The following is a 15,347-nucleotide window of genomic DNA, read 5'->3' as shown; positions in this document are numbered from 1 at the left end:
GCGTGCGGAACACCGTCACCGACAAGCCCGTGAACACCGGCACCCACTCCGGCCGGTCCGCACTGATCACCTGCTCCACACCAAGATCATCGATCACACCTAGACGGCGTTACGGGACAACCTTTAGACGGCGTTACGGGACAACCTTTAGCTACAGTGCTCACGAAAGCACGTTGACCAGCGTCGTTGCGACGAGTCTTAGAACTCACCATTGTGGGTGTGCAGCCACTGCGGCAGTGCGGCTCGCCGTTCGGTCTCGGATCGTTTGTGGGTGATCCCGGCGGTGGCCAGCGTGTCGCGCCAGAGCCGGGACTTGTAGCACACGCCGTTGTCGGTGAGCACTCGCTCGACGGTGATGCCGTTGTTGGCGAAGAAGGTCTGGGCTCGTTGCCAGAACGCGACCGCGGTTTGCTTCTTCTCGTCGGGCAGGATCTCGCTGTAGGCGAGCCGGGAGTGGTCATCCACGGCGTTGTGCAGGTAGCTATAGCCGACGTGACTGCCGCAGTAGCGGTCGAGTTTCTTTCCCAGGTTGCGAGTGCGCTGCCGCTTGCCGGCTGATGACCGGTGCCCGCCGCGATCAGGGATGTTGCCGAATATCTTGATGTCGACGTGCACCAGCTCGCCGGGCGTCGCGCGTTCGTATCGGCGCACCGGTTGCGCGGTGGCCCGGTCCAGGTGAGTCAGCCGGGCCAGGCCGAACCGGGTCAGCACCCGGTGCACTGTGGGGGGCACCAGCCGCAGCAGGAACGCGATCCGTGCAGGCCCCCACCGCCGTGCCAGACGGACCTTGATGATCCTGCGTTCGGTCCGGGTCGGGGTGCGGCCCGGGCTCGTGGGCGGACGCGATGACCGGTCGGCCATGCCCGGCTCACCTTCGTCGCGGTAGCGGTCGGCCCATCGTTTCGCGGTGCTGACCGAAACCTGGAACCGTTCCGCGGCCCGCCGCAGCGGCCAGCCCTCGTCCACGACACACAGGGCCAGGCGCAGCCTGCCTACCGGAGTCAGAGGTGCGTTAGCGTGGGTCACGAGGGCCTCCGTTGGTCGGTGTAGACGTCGCAATCCACACCGACCCCGGAGGCCCTCCCTCATTCCAACATCATCCGACTACGTGTCGAACCGTTCGCAACCTCAGTGGTCAGTACACCTAGGAACCGACTGTGAAGGAGCACGTCATGGCCAGATCATCGTCTACGGCCACGGCAATTCCTTCAAGCGGACGGATCCTCCGTTCCCCGATTGCCGCATGATCTGACCTTGTGTTTCTCCGTCAAGACATGAAGATGGCGTTGCAGGTGATGGACACTGATCTACGCGCTCTCAATGAGGCAGACCTGCCGAACGCTGAGAGGGACAGAGCAGCCTTGAGGCGCTGCACAGCGACATGAGCAACTTCAGCATGACGCTCTCAAGGTTCTGGGAAGGCAGCGACGTCACTTCGAGCCGAAGGACAACGTCACCGTTGTGGAAACGGAAGGTCACGCGACCCTGGATGCACTGTTCTCCCACTATCCCGGCTGAGACATCTACTGCGCCTTCTGTCACGCCATCGACCTGGGCCGCCAGACGGTGTGAATGAGATCCAGATGAAGTTCGAAGAGTAGGCACGCGCACGTTGAGATCAGTTGCGGTCGCAGAACCGGCTGATCTCCAGGCCACACGAGGCCGAACAGTGCAAAGCCATATACCGCATCCCTGCGGTGGACGGTGCCTGGCCCCACAGCCTTTGCTGGCGCTACGAAGGCAAACGAGGAATCACAGCGGACACTAGATGGCTGCCTGCGCATCACGACACACGGGGCGTGTGTCGTGATGCGCAGGCGGCGTCTTCAGACTTCCGCGCGTTTCACTCGACAGGGCGGACACGAACCGCGCGGAGGCCATGAGGGCTCTGCACGGTGTCAAACTCGACCCGCTGGCTCGGTAGCAGTCCGCCGCGTCGCTCCTTGACCATGCCTGGGTTGTTCAACATGTCCTCGTCGTACAGCTTCATCAACGCCTCGACGTCAGCCCCCTGCCTGGAGTCGAGGGACGGCTGGTTGTCCATGCCACCTGCACCGTCGTATTCCAACATCAGCTCACCTTTCCCGCCTACTAGGCGAGGCGCCCACACCTCGGTCCGTTGGGAGATTGCCACGACGAACGTTGGACGCCTGCGGCCCCTTCGGGCCGGACGTGATGTCGAACTCGACTTCCTCCCCCTCGTTCAAAGTGCGGTAACCGTTGCCCGTGATCGCCGAGTAGTGGACGAAGACGTCCGGACCGCTTGTCGTCGGAGCAATGAAACCAAACCCTTTTTCCGAGTTGAACCACTTCACCACACCCTGCATGACATTGCCTCTCGATCGATCTTCTGTCAGGCCAGCCGCCTCTGGAAGCCAGGTTGGCCGCACTCCGGGCACACCGGTTCAGCCCCGTTGTCCAGGGCAGGTGGCCAGGTCTCGTTGATGCACACCGCGTGAAAGGCATGCGAGCACCAGGAGCAGCAGGCGACAGCGACACCGAGCACGCCGAAGTTCCGACGGCCACAGATCGCACACACGCTCGCGGACAGGTCCGAGAGCGCTTCGACTGACTGCCGAAGGCGAAGCGCCAGGTTTCTGAGGTCTCCGGCGAGCTGCAGTGCCACCCGGTCGGCGCCGACGCTTCCGATCAAGTCGGCACGCGTGTTCGTGAAGTTGAATGCCTTCCCCAGGGCTAGGCAGAGGTCGTCCAGCGCGCAGCCGAACATGGCGCTGTCGAACTCGCCGCGATCCCAGGCCTCATTCAGCGTCCTGACCTCATCGAGAAGATCCGGTTGGGCCTGGAGGAGAACACCCTGAACCACAGGGAGGCAGTCCAAGTCGACGAGTCTGCGTTCATGGCGCTCCATCCAGGCACTTCCAGGTGTTCGAAGCTGCGTCCTGACGACAGTGAAGTGCTCCGGCGTCGCATTCAAGCCGAACTGGGCAACCACGAGGTCCTCACCTTCGGGAAGTGACATCGGCATCGTCGGGCACGAGCGACAGGACTTCGGACGCGCCAAATCCGTTCGACAGAACTGGTTCCGCGGTGGCGAACGGCTCCCAGAGTCCTTTCGTGAACTCGCCCCCGTCGAAGGCGTCCTGGAAACGCAGCTCCCGGGCTCGTACCTCGGCAACCATCCGGTCCGCCTGAACCTCCAGCAACTCGTCCACAGCAGCAGCGCCGAGACCAGCGATCTCCCGCCAGAAGGTGAACACCCTGTTGACATACAGGGCAATCAGGTGATCTCTGGCCCGTCGCACCTCACCGGCCGCCACAGCGGACAACGCGTCCGCGAGCACACACGGCCAAAGTTCCGCCGGGACGTGCAGACCTTCAGCGAACGGCCGTGCGTGCGCCGCGCTGGGGAGCAAAGCGACCATGTCGGACCAATGGCTCTCCACGTAACTGGCCGTCGTGGCTATGACAGCCCGGACTACGGTCTCGTCCTGCATTCGTGAGGAGATCGCGACAGCAGCGAGACTCGAGGCCAGCGTCACCTCAAGGTTCCCCGGACTCCCCATGCCAGTCAGAACGTTGAACAAGGAGTCGAGAACCTGTTGTGGCAACGAAAGAATCTTCGGGAACGGCGAGTTGTGCAGCTTGCGCCCGAGCGGTACCTCGACCAGGCGCAGGCCGTCGCGCAGAGCATTGGCCGTCATCCAGACGTCAATACCGTACAGCTGCGCGCTGGCCGGCCGCCGCCAGGACGAAAGCCGTTGCAGGAAAGCGCGGTTGACCGCGAATTCGCCGCCGATCGGCTGCTGAACCCGCACCCCGAACACGCCGGCCAACAGCGGCCCGACGAGATGGTTGGTCGTGTTGGCTTCGTACCGGTTCCTCGTGTACACCGGCACCGCCAACGACGGCTCATCGCAGTCCACCGCGTCGGCGAGCAGTTTGACCCACTCCGGTCGGGCCGACCGCACATCCGCGTCCAGCAGCACGACGGTGTCGGCGTCCATGCGCTCTGCCTCACGAAAGATCGCGAACACGTTGGTGCCCTTGCCCGTCCCCTCCGCCGGTGACAGGATCGTCTTCTTCGGCGAATTAGTGGCAACTTGGGCGAACTGTGCGATCGTGCTGTCCGTGCTGCCGTTGTCGGCGAGGACGATGCAAGCAGTCCGCAGATCACAGAACCCCTGCAACCCGATGTCCGCGTTCGACAGCACGGTCGCGATGGTGCGTTCCTCGTTGCGTGCGGGTATGCCGACGACCACAGTGCGGGCTCGTTCGAGAGACATCGAAACCTCCGTTGCGCGCCGTGTCAGCGAGGACGTGTCCGAAGATTCTGAAAGGCCCATGAGCTGTCTCACTGCCACAGCGAGCCAGCCGAAGGGGACGTCGATCGGACCCACCGGCTGCCCGTGCGGCCTGGTGTCCTCAACGGATGTCCCGCTGACCGTCATCAAGTAGTTCCTCCGCTGCGGCGGTCCCGTCCTGGGCGGGCGTTTGTGTCTGTACGGCTGCCTCATGAGGAACAGTGGGCAGACCAGACCGTGATGTACTGACGGCGGCTGCCCGCCTGTCCCGTCGAGCACCTCGCAGCCGCGCCGCGGGGCGGCGAGCGATGGTTGACGCTGCCCGAGATGAAACCTGCACAGCTCGGTCCGCAGGTGGAAGAGGTGCTGCTGTACTGCCAATCAGCCGAGTTCGAACACCTCGTGATGACCAGCGAGCCCATGACACTCGTGGGCACCCGGCTGCCGGGTGCTCACCGCGGTCGCGGCCGCCAACCGGGATCCTGAGCTGTTCGCGGAACCTGACGAGCTCGACCCCGGCCGGACGCCCAACCCGCATGCCGGCTTCGACCACGGCCGCTCACCTGTCCTGGCGGGCGCCTGGCGCGGGTGATCATCGGCAGCGCGGCGCGATCCCTGTCGGCGGCCCTCCGCGGAACGGCCCAGAAGATGCGGGCCAGGGGCTGGGCAACGGTGGTCGTGTGGAGTCCAAGGGCACCGCCGGCGTCGAGATCGGAGTCGGGCCTCGGTGGCTGCAGTGCGCAGCTGCCACCAGGACCTTCGCTGGCGGCAGCCCGATGGCCGAACAGATCCGGCAGCATCTCGCAGCGCTCCCCGGCAGCGGCATGTTGCTGCTCGCCGAGAACTTCTATTTCGGTTGCGCAGCACTGATTTCACTGCTCGCGAGGCTGCTCACCGCCCAGAAGAAGCGACGTCGCCCAATCACCTCTCTGCGTGGTTCCGCAGGCGAGCGAGAGTGGTGCTGGTGACGGGGCTCGTCCAGGAAACCGTGTCCAGGCTGTTGGGAGCAGAACAAAGCGGGGTGCTAGCGCTGCGCATGGCGGTCGACTGAGGCACTGACCAGCAGTCGCGGAACGCCTCGCCGGTGCCGTCGGCGCACTCGACGGTGGTCTCAGCGAATACATCAGCGTCCACGTGCCGAGTGGTGGTTCCGCTGGGCGGCGTGTGCGGGCGCCATGCCGCGTCCTCGAGTGCGCTCACCAACGACGTGGAGTGCGAAGAGACAGCGATGGCCAGGCGCGAAACCAGCTGCACGAGCCGGCCCGCACGGCGGTGGTGCTCGCTGGCCCGCACGGCCGAGTCATACTTCTACAGCGCTGTCGCAGGCTGGGGTCGACAGTCGCGAACAACTCGTGGAGCTGATCTACCGCGGCACCTCACTCAGGTTCGTCACTGCTTCCGCGTGGCTCCCAGAGTGACGCCTTCCGGAGTGGCCTCCAGAGATGTGATAGGTGCAGGCACCATCGGCGCGGTCACCAACAGTCTGAGGGCGGGGCGCGGATCGGCCCGCAGCGCCGCCCAGATGTCGAGGGTGTCCTGCAACGGCGCGGCCGGAGCCACCTCGAGGGCGACCGGCCAGGTGCTGTCGCGCAGCGGCCCACGACTCAGCGCACGCGGCACCGCGTTGTAGGACCCGAGAACCTCCAAAGTGGACCCGAGCAGTTCGAGATCGGCAGTTGCGCCGGCTGAGGCCGTTACGAGGTAGTGAAGGCAGTAGCGGTGTGTGGGTGGCATCCGCGCAACGACTTTGCCTTTCTCGTCGCGAACATCGGTCCAGTCGAGCTCCATGCCTGTGACACAACGCTCGATGTGCAAGAAGGTCAGTACCACCGACCTCTTCTCAGCACCGGCACCATCCACCACCGGGCCGAACTCCACCGCGACGTCCTTGGCGATCGCGGTGTGCAGCAGCGCCGCCAGCGAGGCGTTCACGTCCTCGAACATGGCCGCAGTCTCCTGTTCCACGTGTCTGTGCCGACAGAGCCGTTCGGCCACTGCCGAGGCATCACCGGCCGCGCGATGAGGCAACAACTCCCGGTGCTCGATCAGGCCGGTCGCGTGGCGCGAAGGATCACCCCGAAGATTCGGCGCCGGACGACCCCTTACCTCGATGCTTCCTTGGCACGAAGCAGATCGACGTCGTCAAGGCACGAGCAGGAGGGGACATGCCCAGCTATCTCTCGCCCGGGGTCTACGTCGAGGAGGTGTCCTCGGGTTCCCGGCCCATCGAAGGTGTGGGCACCGCGGTGGCGGCCTTTGTCGGCTTCGCCGAAAAGGGCCCCGCCAACGAGCCTGTCCTCGTGACCAACTGGACCCAGTTCACCGGTGTCTTCGGCGGGTTCGTCGAAGGTTCCTACCTCGCACACGCCGTGTACGGGTACTTCCTCAACGGTGGTGGAAGCGCCTACATCGTGCGCATCGGAGGCGAGGACTCCACGGCGGACACCGGCGCGGCAACGGCCGTGGCGGTCGCGACCCTGCCCGCGGTCGACGGCGACCGTCCGGCGCTGGAGGTCGCCACCCGTGCGGGAACCGAAGGTGACGGCCTCACCGTCGAGGTCAGCGCGGCCTCAGACGCGAGCGACGACAACTTCAAGCTCGTCGTGAAGAAGGACGGCACCGCTGTCGAGACATACGACAACGTGAGCGTTCGCAAGGGCGCGAACAACGTCATGACCGCTGTGCGGAAGTCCAGGCTGATCACCATCCGCGAGCTCAAGGGCTCCGCAGCACTCGTGCCCAAGAAGAACACTGAGGTCGCGCTCGCCTTCCCCGCGGTCCCGGTTGTCAGCCGCGAGGTCGGCGTGGACGACTACATCGGAGACTCCGGCGATCGCACGGGATTCGGTGGTCTCGAGGCGATCGACGACGTGACCATGCTCTGCGTGCCAGACCTCATGGCTGCAAGGGAACGTGGCCTAATTGACGACGACGGCGTGAAAGCCGTGCAGCAGGCCATGATCGCCCACTGCGAACTGATGTCGGACCGGGTCGCCATCCTCGACCCGCCTCCCGGTCTCAAGGCCCAGCAGATGAAGGCGTGGCGCGTCGACTCGGCCGGCTACGACTCCAAGTACGCGACGCTCTACTGGCCGTGGGTAAAGATCGTAGATCCCGACTCGGGCAAGGCGATCCACGTGCCGCCGAGTGGGCACATGGCGGGGATCTGGGCGCGCAACGACGATAGCAGGGGCGTGCACAAGGCTCCGGCGAACGAGATCGTTCGCGGTGCCATCTCCCTGGAACTGAACATCACCAAGGGCGAGCACGACCAGCTGAACCCCGTTGGCGTCAACTGCATCCGCAGCTTCCCAGGCCAGGGAATCAGGGTGTGGGGCGCGCGCACCCTGTCGAGCGATCCCGAGTGGCGCTACCTGAACGTCCGCAGGCTGTTCAACTTCGTCGAGAAGTCCATCCTGCAGGGCACGAACTGGGTGGTGTTCGAGCCGAACGACCCGAAGCTGTGGGACTCCGTCAAACGCACCATCACGATGTTCCTCAGCAACGTCTGGCGGGACGGCGCTCTCTTCGGCCGTACCGCGGGTGAATCCTTCTTCGTCAAGTGCGACGAGGAGAACAACCCTGCCGAGAGCCGCGATGCCGGTGTGCTGAACGTCGAGATCGGACTCGCACCGGTCAAGCCCGCCGAGTTCATCGTCTTCCGAGTCTCGCAGTACGCCGAGGGCGCCGGGCTTTCCGAGTGAGCTTTTCCCTGCCCGTGCCCGTCCCGAACAGGAGTTGATCTGCAATGACCGCACCAGGTGGAGGCGGAGTCAATCCGCACGACACGATCACAGCGGCCAGGTTCGCGGTGGTGATCGACGGCGTCGAGGTCGCGGTGTTCTCCGAACTCGGCGGCATCACGGCCGAGGTCGAGCCGGTGGAGTACATCGCCGCCAACGACAAGGAAGTCGTGCAGGTGAAACTGCCCGGCAAGTACAAGCCCCCGACAGTCGTGCTCAAGCGCGGCAAGACGGGTGACATGAGGCTGTGGGCCTGGTACGAGGCTGTGCAGTTCAACCAGATCAGCGGTGCTCGCAAGAGCGCCTCCCTGGTGATGTACAACTTCGAGGGCAAGCCCGTCGCGAGATATCACATGTTCGGCGCGTGGCCGACCAAGATGGAGATCGGCTCGCTGAAGGCGGGTAGCAGCGAAGTCCTGCTGGAGACGATCACGATCGTCTGCGACAAGATTCAGCGGGTCTCGCCGTGACCGCGATGCTGGCGGGCGCGACGGACGCACTGCGCATCGAATACCCCTTCACCCTGCCGCGCGGTTACGTCGACGACAGCGGCCAGGTACACCGCGACGGCGTCATGCGGCTCGCGACCGCTCGGGACGAACTGGTGCCCCAGAACGACCAGAGAGTGCGGGAGAACCCCGCGTACCTGAGTGTCCTGTTGTTGCAACGCACGGTGACCCGGCTGGGCAGCCTGCCGGATGTTTCCGCGTGGGTGGTCGAGAACCTGTTCGCGTCGGATCTCGCCTTCCTGCAGGACCTCTACCGCCGGATCAACCAGAACGGTCACACCGAAGCTGTTGTGGAGTGTCCGTCCTGCGGCAAGGAGGTCGCGGTCGACATCGCGGGTGGTGCCTCGGGGGGATCGTGACGTACGCCGTTGATCGCATGTGGCAGGAAATGGCGTACGTGGCGTACTACCTGCACTGGTCCTTCGCCGAAATCGTCGATCTTGACCACCGCACGCGGCAGCGCGTGATCGCGGAGATCGGCCAAATCAACAAAGCGTTGTCGGAAGACGTCAGTTATTAGGAGATCGCGATGCGTTGGGCGTTTCGACTGCCGCGGCGCCGGCGTGTGCAGGGTGGGAGCACGATCTCAGCTCCCTCCTCGTCCGCGCAGGTGCCACGGTCACCCGCATGGCGTGTGCTGCCCGCTCTGCGGCCGGCCATCGCGACCGAACCTCCTGTGACGTTCGGGAAAGCGCTGAACCCTCCACGAACCACCGTGGGCCGGCCGATGCTCGACCACACCAGGACAGCCGTAACCGAGCCCGAGGCCGCCAGCGTTGTGATGGCGGGCCGCGTGTACGGCACGGCACGCCTCGTCGGGGTCGTCGACGGCTGGCAGGCATCGCCATTCGAGCCGCCGCTCGTACCAAGAACACGACTTCAAGCGCGGACACCTGTCGAGCACGCACCGCTCACCGTGGTGACCGACGACTACACAAGTGAGCCGGTGGCACCGGCCGAGCCGTACCGCACGCTCACGATGCCGCAGATGTTCAACACCGGCACACAGGAGTTCGACTTTCCACAGCCCCAGCCGGAGCGTCTGGAGTCGCCGGCCATCATGGACATCGCGCGCCAGCGACACACGCGCGTGGACAGCCCACCGCTGCCCCGCCTTGGTCCCAGACCCAATCTGGGGCAGAGCCGCAAGCTCGGGCTCGGAGCGCCGATGTCGCGACCGGCCGGGCCTGCGCCAACTTCCGCCGAGGGTGCCCTGGCTCCGCCCCTCCACAAGCCCACCGCTCCGCCTCCGGTGATAGTTGAGCCGTCCAGCAGCGGGACTAACCGACCGATCGACATGCCTCTGACACCACCTCCCAACGATGTGCGAGAAAACGCACCCGCTCAGGACGACACCCAAGACAGGTTCAGCGTTCCCCTGCCCGCCGAAACACCTGACGTCGCCGCTCCGGAGGGCGACGAACCGCCGGCCGACGCCCAACCTCTTGTTCACGCGCCACGATCCGAACACCACGACGCGATCACCGAGATCGCCACCCCACCGGTCACCATCGCACCGCGCGAAACCGTGACAGCACCACCACCATCTGCTGTCGTACCCGCACCAGAACAACTGGCCCCCGAACGTCGAAGTCACGGCGACACCAGTCCTCCTGCGGGCGGCCCGCACGAGCGGCACGCCGTCCGTCCGCGCGACGGAGGGAATCGGGTGGAGTCGGTTCCCACCGAACTCGTACGGCTGTTCCGCGAGCATCACGGTGTCGACGTCGCCGACGTAAGGATCAATCGAGGCCCTGAGGTGTCCACATCCGCTCGTGCACACGGTGCGCGGGCGTTCACCGCGAGACAAGAAGTCTTCCTGCCGATGGAAGTCGGCTCAACCCACGCGGGGACAGGGCGCTCGTTGCTCGGCCACGAGCTCGTACACGTTGTACAGCAACGCATGCACGGAGGAGCACCATCGTCCGGCTCTGCCGCCGCAGCGGTGATGGAGCTCGAAGCAGGCCACACCGAACACTGGCTTGCGTCGGAGACGTCCATCGCTCCGCCTCCGCTGTCGCACCGTCGCCCGGCTTTGGGAGCCGGCCACGTCAGGGAGATCGTGCGGGAACAGATCTCGGAGAGTTCCGCCGGGGCCGCCGCACCGATGCCGGACTTCGACGAGGCACAGTTCGCCAAGTACACCAGGGAGCAGATCAAAGAGGCATATCTCGACATGCTCAACGAGGGTCAACGGCGGCGCAACGCCGACCTGAAGCGCGAAGGCGATCTCAGCGACGACGACATAGCCCGCCTCGAGGCCCTCTACGAACGGGCCGAGCGCGGTGAGAACCTCGGTCTGCTCGGACTGAACGTGGACGCGCCCGCAGCAGGTAAGGCCGCACGGGCGGACGAGGAGCCGATCGCCAGCTGGTCCCTCGTCAAACGGGACACCAAGGCAGGCGTTCTCAACATGCTCGCGCAGTCGTTCGGCATGGGGGGCAAAGACTTCGGCTCGTTCCAGCGCATGTTCGAGACCGCCGCGGAACGCGAAGAACGCAAGACCAAGCAAGCGGCGTCCGAAGAGGACGATTCAGACGAATTCTCAACGCCGGCTTCGAAGCCCGCATTCGGCGGTTTGAGCGCTAGGGGCGCCGGACTGACGGCAAAGGGACGCGGTGGAGCATGGGGTTCGACGCGTGGCTTTGCTGGCGGGTTAGCCGGTGGATTGTCCGGCCGCTCCACCGGAGCAGACGAGGACGAGGACGAGGACATTGGACCCCAAACCTTCAAGGACGTGCTGTACGAGTCGGGCGCGGGCGCGATGGGCATGCTGCTGGCGAGCTTCGGCGGAACGCTCAGCGAGAAGAAGGAACGCAAGCTTCGGTCGTTGATGGGACAGCGAGACTGGCGGGCGCCGAGCGAGATCGCCGAGGAGAAGGAAGCCGCCGCGGCCGCGAAAGAAGAGGCAGAGGCACAGGAGAGAGCACGGCTCAACCGCATTCCCGCCGACCAGATCGACATCGAGGACTTGGCGAACCACATCTACGACCAGCTACGCAGCCGGCTCCGCATGGAGCTTCTGATCGACCGCGAGCGCGCGGGGCTGCTGACGGATTTCCGGTGAGAACGGAGTACAGCCATGGCTATCGGAACCAGCGCCAACTTCGGCATGGCGCACAGGTTCACCCTCTATTTGATCGAGGCTCGGCACGACCTCGGTTCCTGGGCGCAGGTGCAGGGGCTAGAGGTGTCCTGGGATCAGTGCGAGTACCGGGCAGGAGACGCGGACAACTACCGCTGGTACACGCCGGGCGTCACGAAGTACCCGACGGTCAAGCTGACCCGCGCTGCGTGCGAGGAGTCCGGAAAGGTCAAAACCTGGCTGGACCAGACGTCCTTCGCGCACAAGTCCGGGGAACTGGGCGTGCTGACGATGAAGGACGCCAACGACAAGCCCGTCATGACTTGGGAACTGCGCAACCTCCTGCCGCTGAAGTGGTCCATCACCGGCTTCGACGCGAGCCAGAGCAAGATGGCGCTGGAGACTCTCGAACTCGCGCACGTCGGATTCCTCGACGAGGTCAAGGGCGCCTGAAACTTCGTTGTCCAAGGGAAAGGAGGCCCGCTATGGCGCTGTCGACGAACGCGACGATCGGCGTGGTCATGCGTTTCAGGGTCGTGGTGGACGGCATCGACCTCGGCGGCTGGTCGTCGTGCAAGGGCCTCAACGTCGGGTTCGAAACCGAGGAGTTCAAGGAAGGCGCCAACTACGAGTACGTGGTGATCCTCCCGGAACGCCTGAAATACAACTCGATCACGCTCACAAGAGCGATGACGTCGGTGGACTCGGCCAAGGTCCAGGCCTGGCTGCGCAAGATCGTCGCGGACTGGTACTCCAGCGAGACCGATGTCGAGTACAACGGCGGCACCGCGCAGATCACCCTGCTCGACGCTCGTTCGGCGACAGCCCACCCGGTGGCGTCCTGGTCCCTCCGCGGAGTGTTCCCGAAGTCCTGGAAGGGACCGGACCTCGACGCGACGGGCAACCAATTCGCTATCGAGACGCTTGAACTCGTTCATCACGGATTCCTGTGAGCACGCGATGACCGACTACGCCAGTGACAACAACGTCCACGCGATGTGGCGCTGCATCGTGCCTCCGGCCATCGGCGCGGTGGTGTGTCAGTTCAACCCGGACAAGATCTCGATCTCCCGCAGCAACATCGCCGAGGACCTGGTCACCATCAGCGACAACGCCGGAAAACCCGCCGGTTCGTTGGGAACCGTGCTGCGCAAGAGTCCGCTGAGCACCATCACGGTCAACGACGTCCTGTTCCGCGGGATCGAGACCAAGCCGTTCTGCGACCAGCTCCTGGCGTGGATGTCGCCGAACGGCGGCGTGCTGGGACAGGCGCTCGGCGCGGCGTACAGCCTGGCGTTCAACAACGTCGTGGGAAAGCTCCCGCCGGTGGTATTTCAGTGGGGGCCGCCGATGATGGGCTTCTGGTACACGGTCGTGCTGACAAACGTGACGATCAACTACCTCCGGTTCAACAACGTCGGTGTGCCGATCCGCGCGAAGGTCAGCGTGACGATGAAGGAGCAGCCGGACTTCCTCGGTTCGCTGCCAACCAACCCGACGTCCGGTGGACTTTCCGGGCGGCGCGGCCACACGGTCACCGACGGCGACTCGCTGCAGTCACTGGCCACGGCGAACTACGGATCACCCGGCCGTTGGCGACAGGTCGCCGAGGCCAACGGAATCGACGATCCCCTGCGCGTGCGCTCCGGCGCCGTCGTCTACCTGCCCAATCCTGACGAGCTGCACCGGGGGGACAAGAAATGACCAGCACGCTGATGGGACTGAACAACACCGTCAGAGCATCGGTACGAGTGGGATGGCCGGTGCGGCTTCCCCTGCTGCCGGCGGTCGAACGCAACCTCGTGCGGGCCGTTGTGGACATGCACCGCCACCTCCCCGACATGTTCGAGCTCACGTTCGTGGACCCACTGGGCGACATTCTCGAGAGCGCGCGAATGGAGATCGGGACGAGGATCGCCGTCTACGGCGGTGCGCCCACGTCCAGCATGGCGGAGATGCTGATCGATGGCGAGATCACCTCCATCGAGGCGGAGTGCGTGGAGACGACGGTGTACACGATCGTCCGCGGTTACGAGAAGGGTCATCGGCTGCAACGCGTGGTGCGCACCAGGACGTTCATGAACATGAAGGACTCCGACATCGTCCGCAGGATCGCGCTGGAGTCGGGTCTGAGGCTGGGCGACATTGACGAGACCCGCACAGCGCACGTACACGTCGCCCAAGTGGCCCAGACCGACTGGGACTTCCTCAAACAGCGTGCCGCCGAGATCGGGTTCGAGGTCGGAATCAGCCTGGGCGAGCTGTTCTTTCGCGGCCCCTCGTCGAGCAAGTCACGCAGGCGTGGACGTCGTGCCGGCAAGAAACCCGCCGCCAAGTCGGAGTCGGCCAAGGGCAAGTCCTCCAGCAAGGGCGGGAAGTCCGGACTCGGCGGTCCGGCGGCTGGACTCGGCGGTCTGGCGGCCGGACTGCTCGGTACCGCCGAACTCACCTTCGGCGTGAACCTGCTCAGCTTTCGCCCCCGCGTCACCGCCGGCAACCTCACACCGTCGGTCGAAGTGCGCGTGTGGAACCCCGATACCGGCAACGTCGCCGTGGGCCGCGCCGACGCGGCGAGCGGCAGCGCGGATCTCGCCGAACATGATCCGGCCGAACTCGGCGAGGTCTTCACCAAACGCGGACTTGGCGGCCTGCGCCGTCTCGGCCCCCCGACGCCAGGGCTGAAGGTCTACCCGTCCGTCGACTCGAGGGCGCACGTCGTCGTGAACCGGCCGGTCGCGCGTGGAGCGGCGGCCAGGCTCGCCGCCGATGAAGTGGCGGCCGGCATCGCCGAACACGTCGGTAGTACGTACGCCGAAGCCGAGGGGTTCGCGATCGGCGATCCGCTGATCCGGCCCGGCGAACCGGTGGCGATCAGCGGCGTGCCGGCCTACTTCGAGGGCGAGTGGACGATCACCCAGGCACGTCATGTGTTCGCGGAGGCGGAGTCGGGATACCGGACCCGGTTCGTGGTCAGCGGACGCAACGACCGATCGCTGCTCGGACTCGCGTCGGTAGGTGCCACCCAGCCCAAGCCTCCTTCCCTGCCCGGCCTGGTCTGCGCGATCGTCTCGAACATCGCGGATCCGGAGGACCAGGGCAGGGTGAAGCTGATGCTGCCCTGGCTCGACCCCTCGTTCGAGACGGACTGGGCCAGGGTTGCCCAGTTCTTCGCCGGCGCCCGAGCCGGGTCCGTGTTCCTGCCCGAGGTCGGCGACGAGGTCCTCGTCGGTTTCGAGCACGGCGATGTGCGCAGGCCTTACGTGCTGGGCGGTCTTCTCAACGAGGCCAGCGGATTCGACCTCGGCGGCGAGCCCGTGCGAACCGTCGGCGCGGCCGGCTCGGTCATCCACCGCGGGATCGTCAGCAGCAGTGGGAACAAGCTGGTGTTCCACGACGAGATGCCACCTGCCGGCAGCACCGCGACGGCCTCGGACATCGTGCTCGGAACCGGCGGCGACACGATGCAACTGGCCATCGACCAGACCGCGGGCACCGTCACCCTCCTCTGCGACCCGGGAAAACCCGAGTCGAAGGCACCCGCGGGAACGATCGACATCCAGTGCGGGAACAAAGGGCAGATCAACATCACGGTCGGGCCGAACGGCGAGGTGACGATCGACGGCGGTGCGCGGCTGAACCTCAGCGCGAGCGCGGCGATCGTCATCGAGAGCGGCGGAACCCTCGAGCTGAGCGGCAAGACAGTCACGGTCAAGGGCAACCCGATCAAGCTCAACTGAGGAGGGATGAC

At 65.3% G+C, this 15,347-nt stretch carries 15 protein-coding genes and 2 pseudogenes; 11 read left to right on the top strand and 6 right to left on the bottom strand.

Annotation, left to right across the window (positions count from 1 at the left end; translation table 11 throughout):
- Nucleotides 1-210 precede the first annotated feature (210 nt).
- The 5 genes and pseudogenes from ORI60_RS40260 to ORI60_RS40240 form a co-directional block, all read right to left on the bottom strand.
- A pseudogene (locus ORI60_RS40260) lies at nucleotides 211-1,026 on the bottom strand (IS481 family transposase); the annotation flags it as partial.
- Nucleotides 1,027-1,843: 817 nt separating this feature from the next.
- The gene (locus ORI60_RS40255) at nucleotides 1,844-2,071 is read right to left on the bottom strand and encodes a cold-shock protein (RefSeq protein WP_266043254.1); all 228 of its coding nucleotides are present in this window, start codon (nucleotides 2,069-2,071) and stop codon (nucleotides 1,844-1,846) included.
- A gap of 67 nt (nucleotides 2,072-2,138) precedes the next feature.
- Nucleotides 2,139-2,327, bottom strand: a pseudogene (locus ORI60_RS40250) (cold shock domain-containing protein); the annotation flags it as partial.
- A gap of 26 nt (nucleotides 2,328-2,353) precedes the next feature.
- Entirely contained in the window at nucleotides 2,354-2,953 is a 600-nt protein-coding gene (locus ORI60_RS40245; RefSeq protein WP_266043252.1) for a hypothetical protein, read from the bottom strand.
- A gap of 7 nt (nucleotides 2,954-2,960) precedes the next feature.
- Nucleotides 2,961-4,244 carry a glycosyltransferase family 2 protein gene (locus ORI60_RS40240; RefSeq protein ID WP_266043251.1) on the bottom strand — a complete coding sequence of 428 codons (1,284 nt, stop codon included), beginning with the start codon at nucleotides 4,242-4,244 and terminating at the stop codon, nucleotides 2,961-2,963.
- 345 nt (nucleotides 4,245-4,589) lie between these two features.
- Between ORI60_RS40240 and ORI60_RS40235 the strand changes: the two genes are divergently transcribed.
- Nucleotides 4,590-4,748, top strand: a complete 159-nt coding sequence (locus tag ORI60_RS40235) for a hypothetical protein (protein ID WP_266043250.1) — start codon at nucleotides 4,590-4,592, stop codon at nucleotides 4,746-4,748.
- A gap of 194 nt (nucleotides 4,749-4,942) precedes the next feature.
- A complete protein-coding gene (locus tag ORI60_RS40230) occupies nucleotides 4,943-5,230 on the top strand; it encodes a hypothetical protein (protein WP_266043249.1) in 288 nt (95 codons plus the stop codon).
- A 421-nt stretch (nucleotides 5,231-5,651) separates the two neighbouring features.
- On the opposite strand, the gene ORI60_RS40225 is transcribed toward ORI60_RS40230, so the two are convergent.
- Nucleotides 5,652-6,206: a Pvc16 family protein gene (locus ORI60_RS40225; protein ID WP_266043248.1), complete on the bottom strand. Its 555-nt coding sequence runs from the start codon at nucleotides 6,204-6,206 to the stop codon at nucleotides 5,652-5,654.
- 221 nt (nucleotides 6,207-6,427) lie between these two features.
- On the opposite strand from ORI60_RS40225, the gene ORI60_RS40220 reads away from it, so the two are divergent.
- The 9 genes from ORI60_RS40220 to ORI60_RS40180 all read left to right on the top strand — a co-directional run bounded on the left by ORI60_RS40220 (nucleotide 6,428) and on the right by ORI60_RS40180 (nucleotide 15,336).
- Nucleotides 6,428-7,966, top strand: coding sequence for a phage tail sheath family protein (locus ORI60_RS40220; protein WP_266043247.1), 1,539 nt, complete (start codon nucleotides 6,428-6,430; stop codon nucleotides 7,964-7,966).
- Nucleotides 7,967-8,010: 44 nt separating this feature from the next.
- Nucleotides 8,011-8,475, top strand: a complete 465-nt coding sequence (locus ORI60_RS40215) for a phage tail protein (RefSeq protein ID WP_266043246.1) — start codon at nucleotides 8,011-8,013, stop codon at nucleotides 8,473-8,475.
- Nucleotides 8,476-8,480: 5 nt separating this feature from the next.
- Entirely contained in the window at nucleotides 8,481-8,873 is a 393-nt protein-coding gene (locus ORI60_RS40210) for a phage tail assembly protein (RefSeq protein WP_266043258.1), read from the top strand.
- Nucleotides 8,870-9,034, top strand: a complete 165-nt coding sequence (locus ORI60_RS40205; protein ID WP_266043245.1) for a DUF6760 family protein — start codon at nucleotides 8,870-8,872, stop codon at nucleotides 9,032-9,034. Before ORI60_RS40210 ends, ORI60_RS40205 begins: the two co-directional genes overlap by 4 nt.
- Before the next feature lie 207 nt (nucleotides 9,035-9,241).
- Nucleotides 9,242-11,581 (top strand): eCIS core domain-containing protein, encoded by a 2,340-nt coding sequence (locus ORI60_RS40200; RefSeq protein WP_266043244.1) that lies wholly within the window; start codon nucleotides 9,242-9,244, stop codon nucleotides 11,579-11,581.
- A gap of 15 nt (nucleotides 11,582-11,596) precedes the next feature.
- Nucleotides 11,597-12,052, top strand: a complete 456-nt coding sequence (locus ORI60_RS40195; RefSeq protein ID WP_266043243.1) for a phage tail protein — start codon at nucleotides 11,597-11,599, stop codon at nucleotides 12,050-12,052.
- Nucleotides 12,053-12,084: 32 nt separating this feature from the next.
- Nucleotides 12,085-12,552 carry a phage tail protein gene (locus ORI60_RS40190; protein ID WP_266043242.1) on the top strand — a complete coding sequence of 156 codons (468 nt, stop codon included), beginning with the start codon at nucleotides 12,085-12,087 and terminating at the stop codon, nucleotides 12,550-12,552.
- A gap of 7 nt (nucleotides 12,553-12,559) precedes the next feature.
- Complete coding sequence (locus ORI60_RS40185) at nucleotides 12,560-13,303, top strand: LysM peptidoglycan-binding domain-containing protein (RefSeq protein WP_266043241.1); 744 nt, start codon at nucleotides 12,560-12,562, stop codon at nucleotides 13,301-13,303.
- On the top strand, nucleotides 13,300-15,336 hold the full coding sequence (locus ORI60_RS40180; protein WP_266043240.1) for a phage baseplate assembly protein V: 2,037 nt from the start codon (nucleotides 13,300-13,302) through the stop codon (nucleotides 15,334-15,336). The genes ORI60_RS40185 and ORI60_RS40180 overlap by 4 nt, the downstream gene beginning before the upstream one ends.
- Nucleotides 15,337-15,347: the final 11 nt, after the last annotated feature.

This window comes from Lentzea sp. NEAU-D7 (genome assembly GCF_026242055.1).
Classification (GTDB): domain Bacteria; phylum Actinomycetota; class Actinomycetes; order Mycobacteriales; family Pseudonocardiaceae; genus Lentzea.
This window is presented reverse-complemented; position numbering and strand designations above follow the sequence as displayed.

What these genes read in the sequence shown, in the direction of transcription:
- ORI60_RS40255 (WP_266043254.1), bottom strand. Translation starts at nt 2,071, where the DNA reads ATGTTGGAATACGACGGTGCAGGTGGCATGGACAACCAGCCGTCCCTC.
- ORI60_RS40240 (WP_266043251.1), bottom strand. Translation starts at nt 4,244, where the DNA reads ATGTCTCTCGAACGAGCCCGCACTGTGGTCGTCGGCATACCCGCACGC.
- ORI60_RS40235 (WP_266043250.1), top strand. Translation starts at nt 4,590, where the DNA reads ATGAAACCTGCACAGCTCGGTCCGCAGGTGGAAGAGGTGCTGCTGTAC.
- ORI60_RS40225 (WP_266043248.1), bottom strand. Translation starts at nt 6,206, where the DNA reads ATGTTCGAGGACGTGAACGCCTCGCTGGCGGCGCTGCTGCACACCGCG.
- ORI60_RS40220 (WP_266043247.1), top strand. Translation starts at nt 6,428, where the DNA reads ATGCCCAGCTATCTCTCGCCCGGGGTCTACGTCGAGGAGGTGTCCTCG.
- ORI60_RS40215 (WP_266043246.1), top strand. Translation starts at nt 8,011, where the DNA reads ATGACCGCACCAGGTGGAGGCGGAGTCAATCCGCACGACACGATCACA.
- ORI60_RS40210 (WP_266043258.1), top strand. Translation starts at nt 8,481, where the DNA reads ATGCTGGCGGGCGCGACGGACGCACTGCGCATCGAATACCCCTTCACC.
- ORI60_RS40200 (WP_266043244.1), top strand. Translation starts at nt 9,242, where the DNA reads ATGCTCGACCACACCAGGACAGCCGTAACCGAGCCCGAGGCCGCCAGC.
- ORI60_RS40195 (WP_266043243.1), top strand. Translation starts at nt 11,597, where the DNA reads ATGGCTATCGGAACCAGCGCCAACTTCGGCATGGCGCACAGGTTCACC.
- ORI60_RS40190 (WP_266043242.1), top strand. Translation starts at nt 12,085, where the DNA reads ATGGCGCTGTCGACGAACGCGACGATCGGCGTGGTCATGCGTTTCAGG.
- ORI60_RS40185 (WP_266043241.1), top strand. Translation starts at nt 12,560, where the DNA reads ATGACCGACTACGCCAGTGACAACAACGTCCACGCGATGTGGCGCTGC.
- ORI60_RS40180 (WP_266043240.1), top strand. Translation starts at nt 13,300, where the DNA reads ATGACCAGCACGCTGATGGGACTGAACAACACCGTCAGAGCATCGGTA.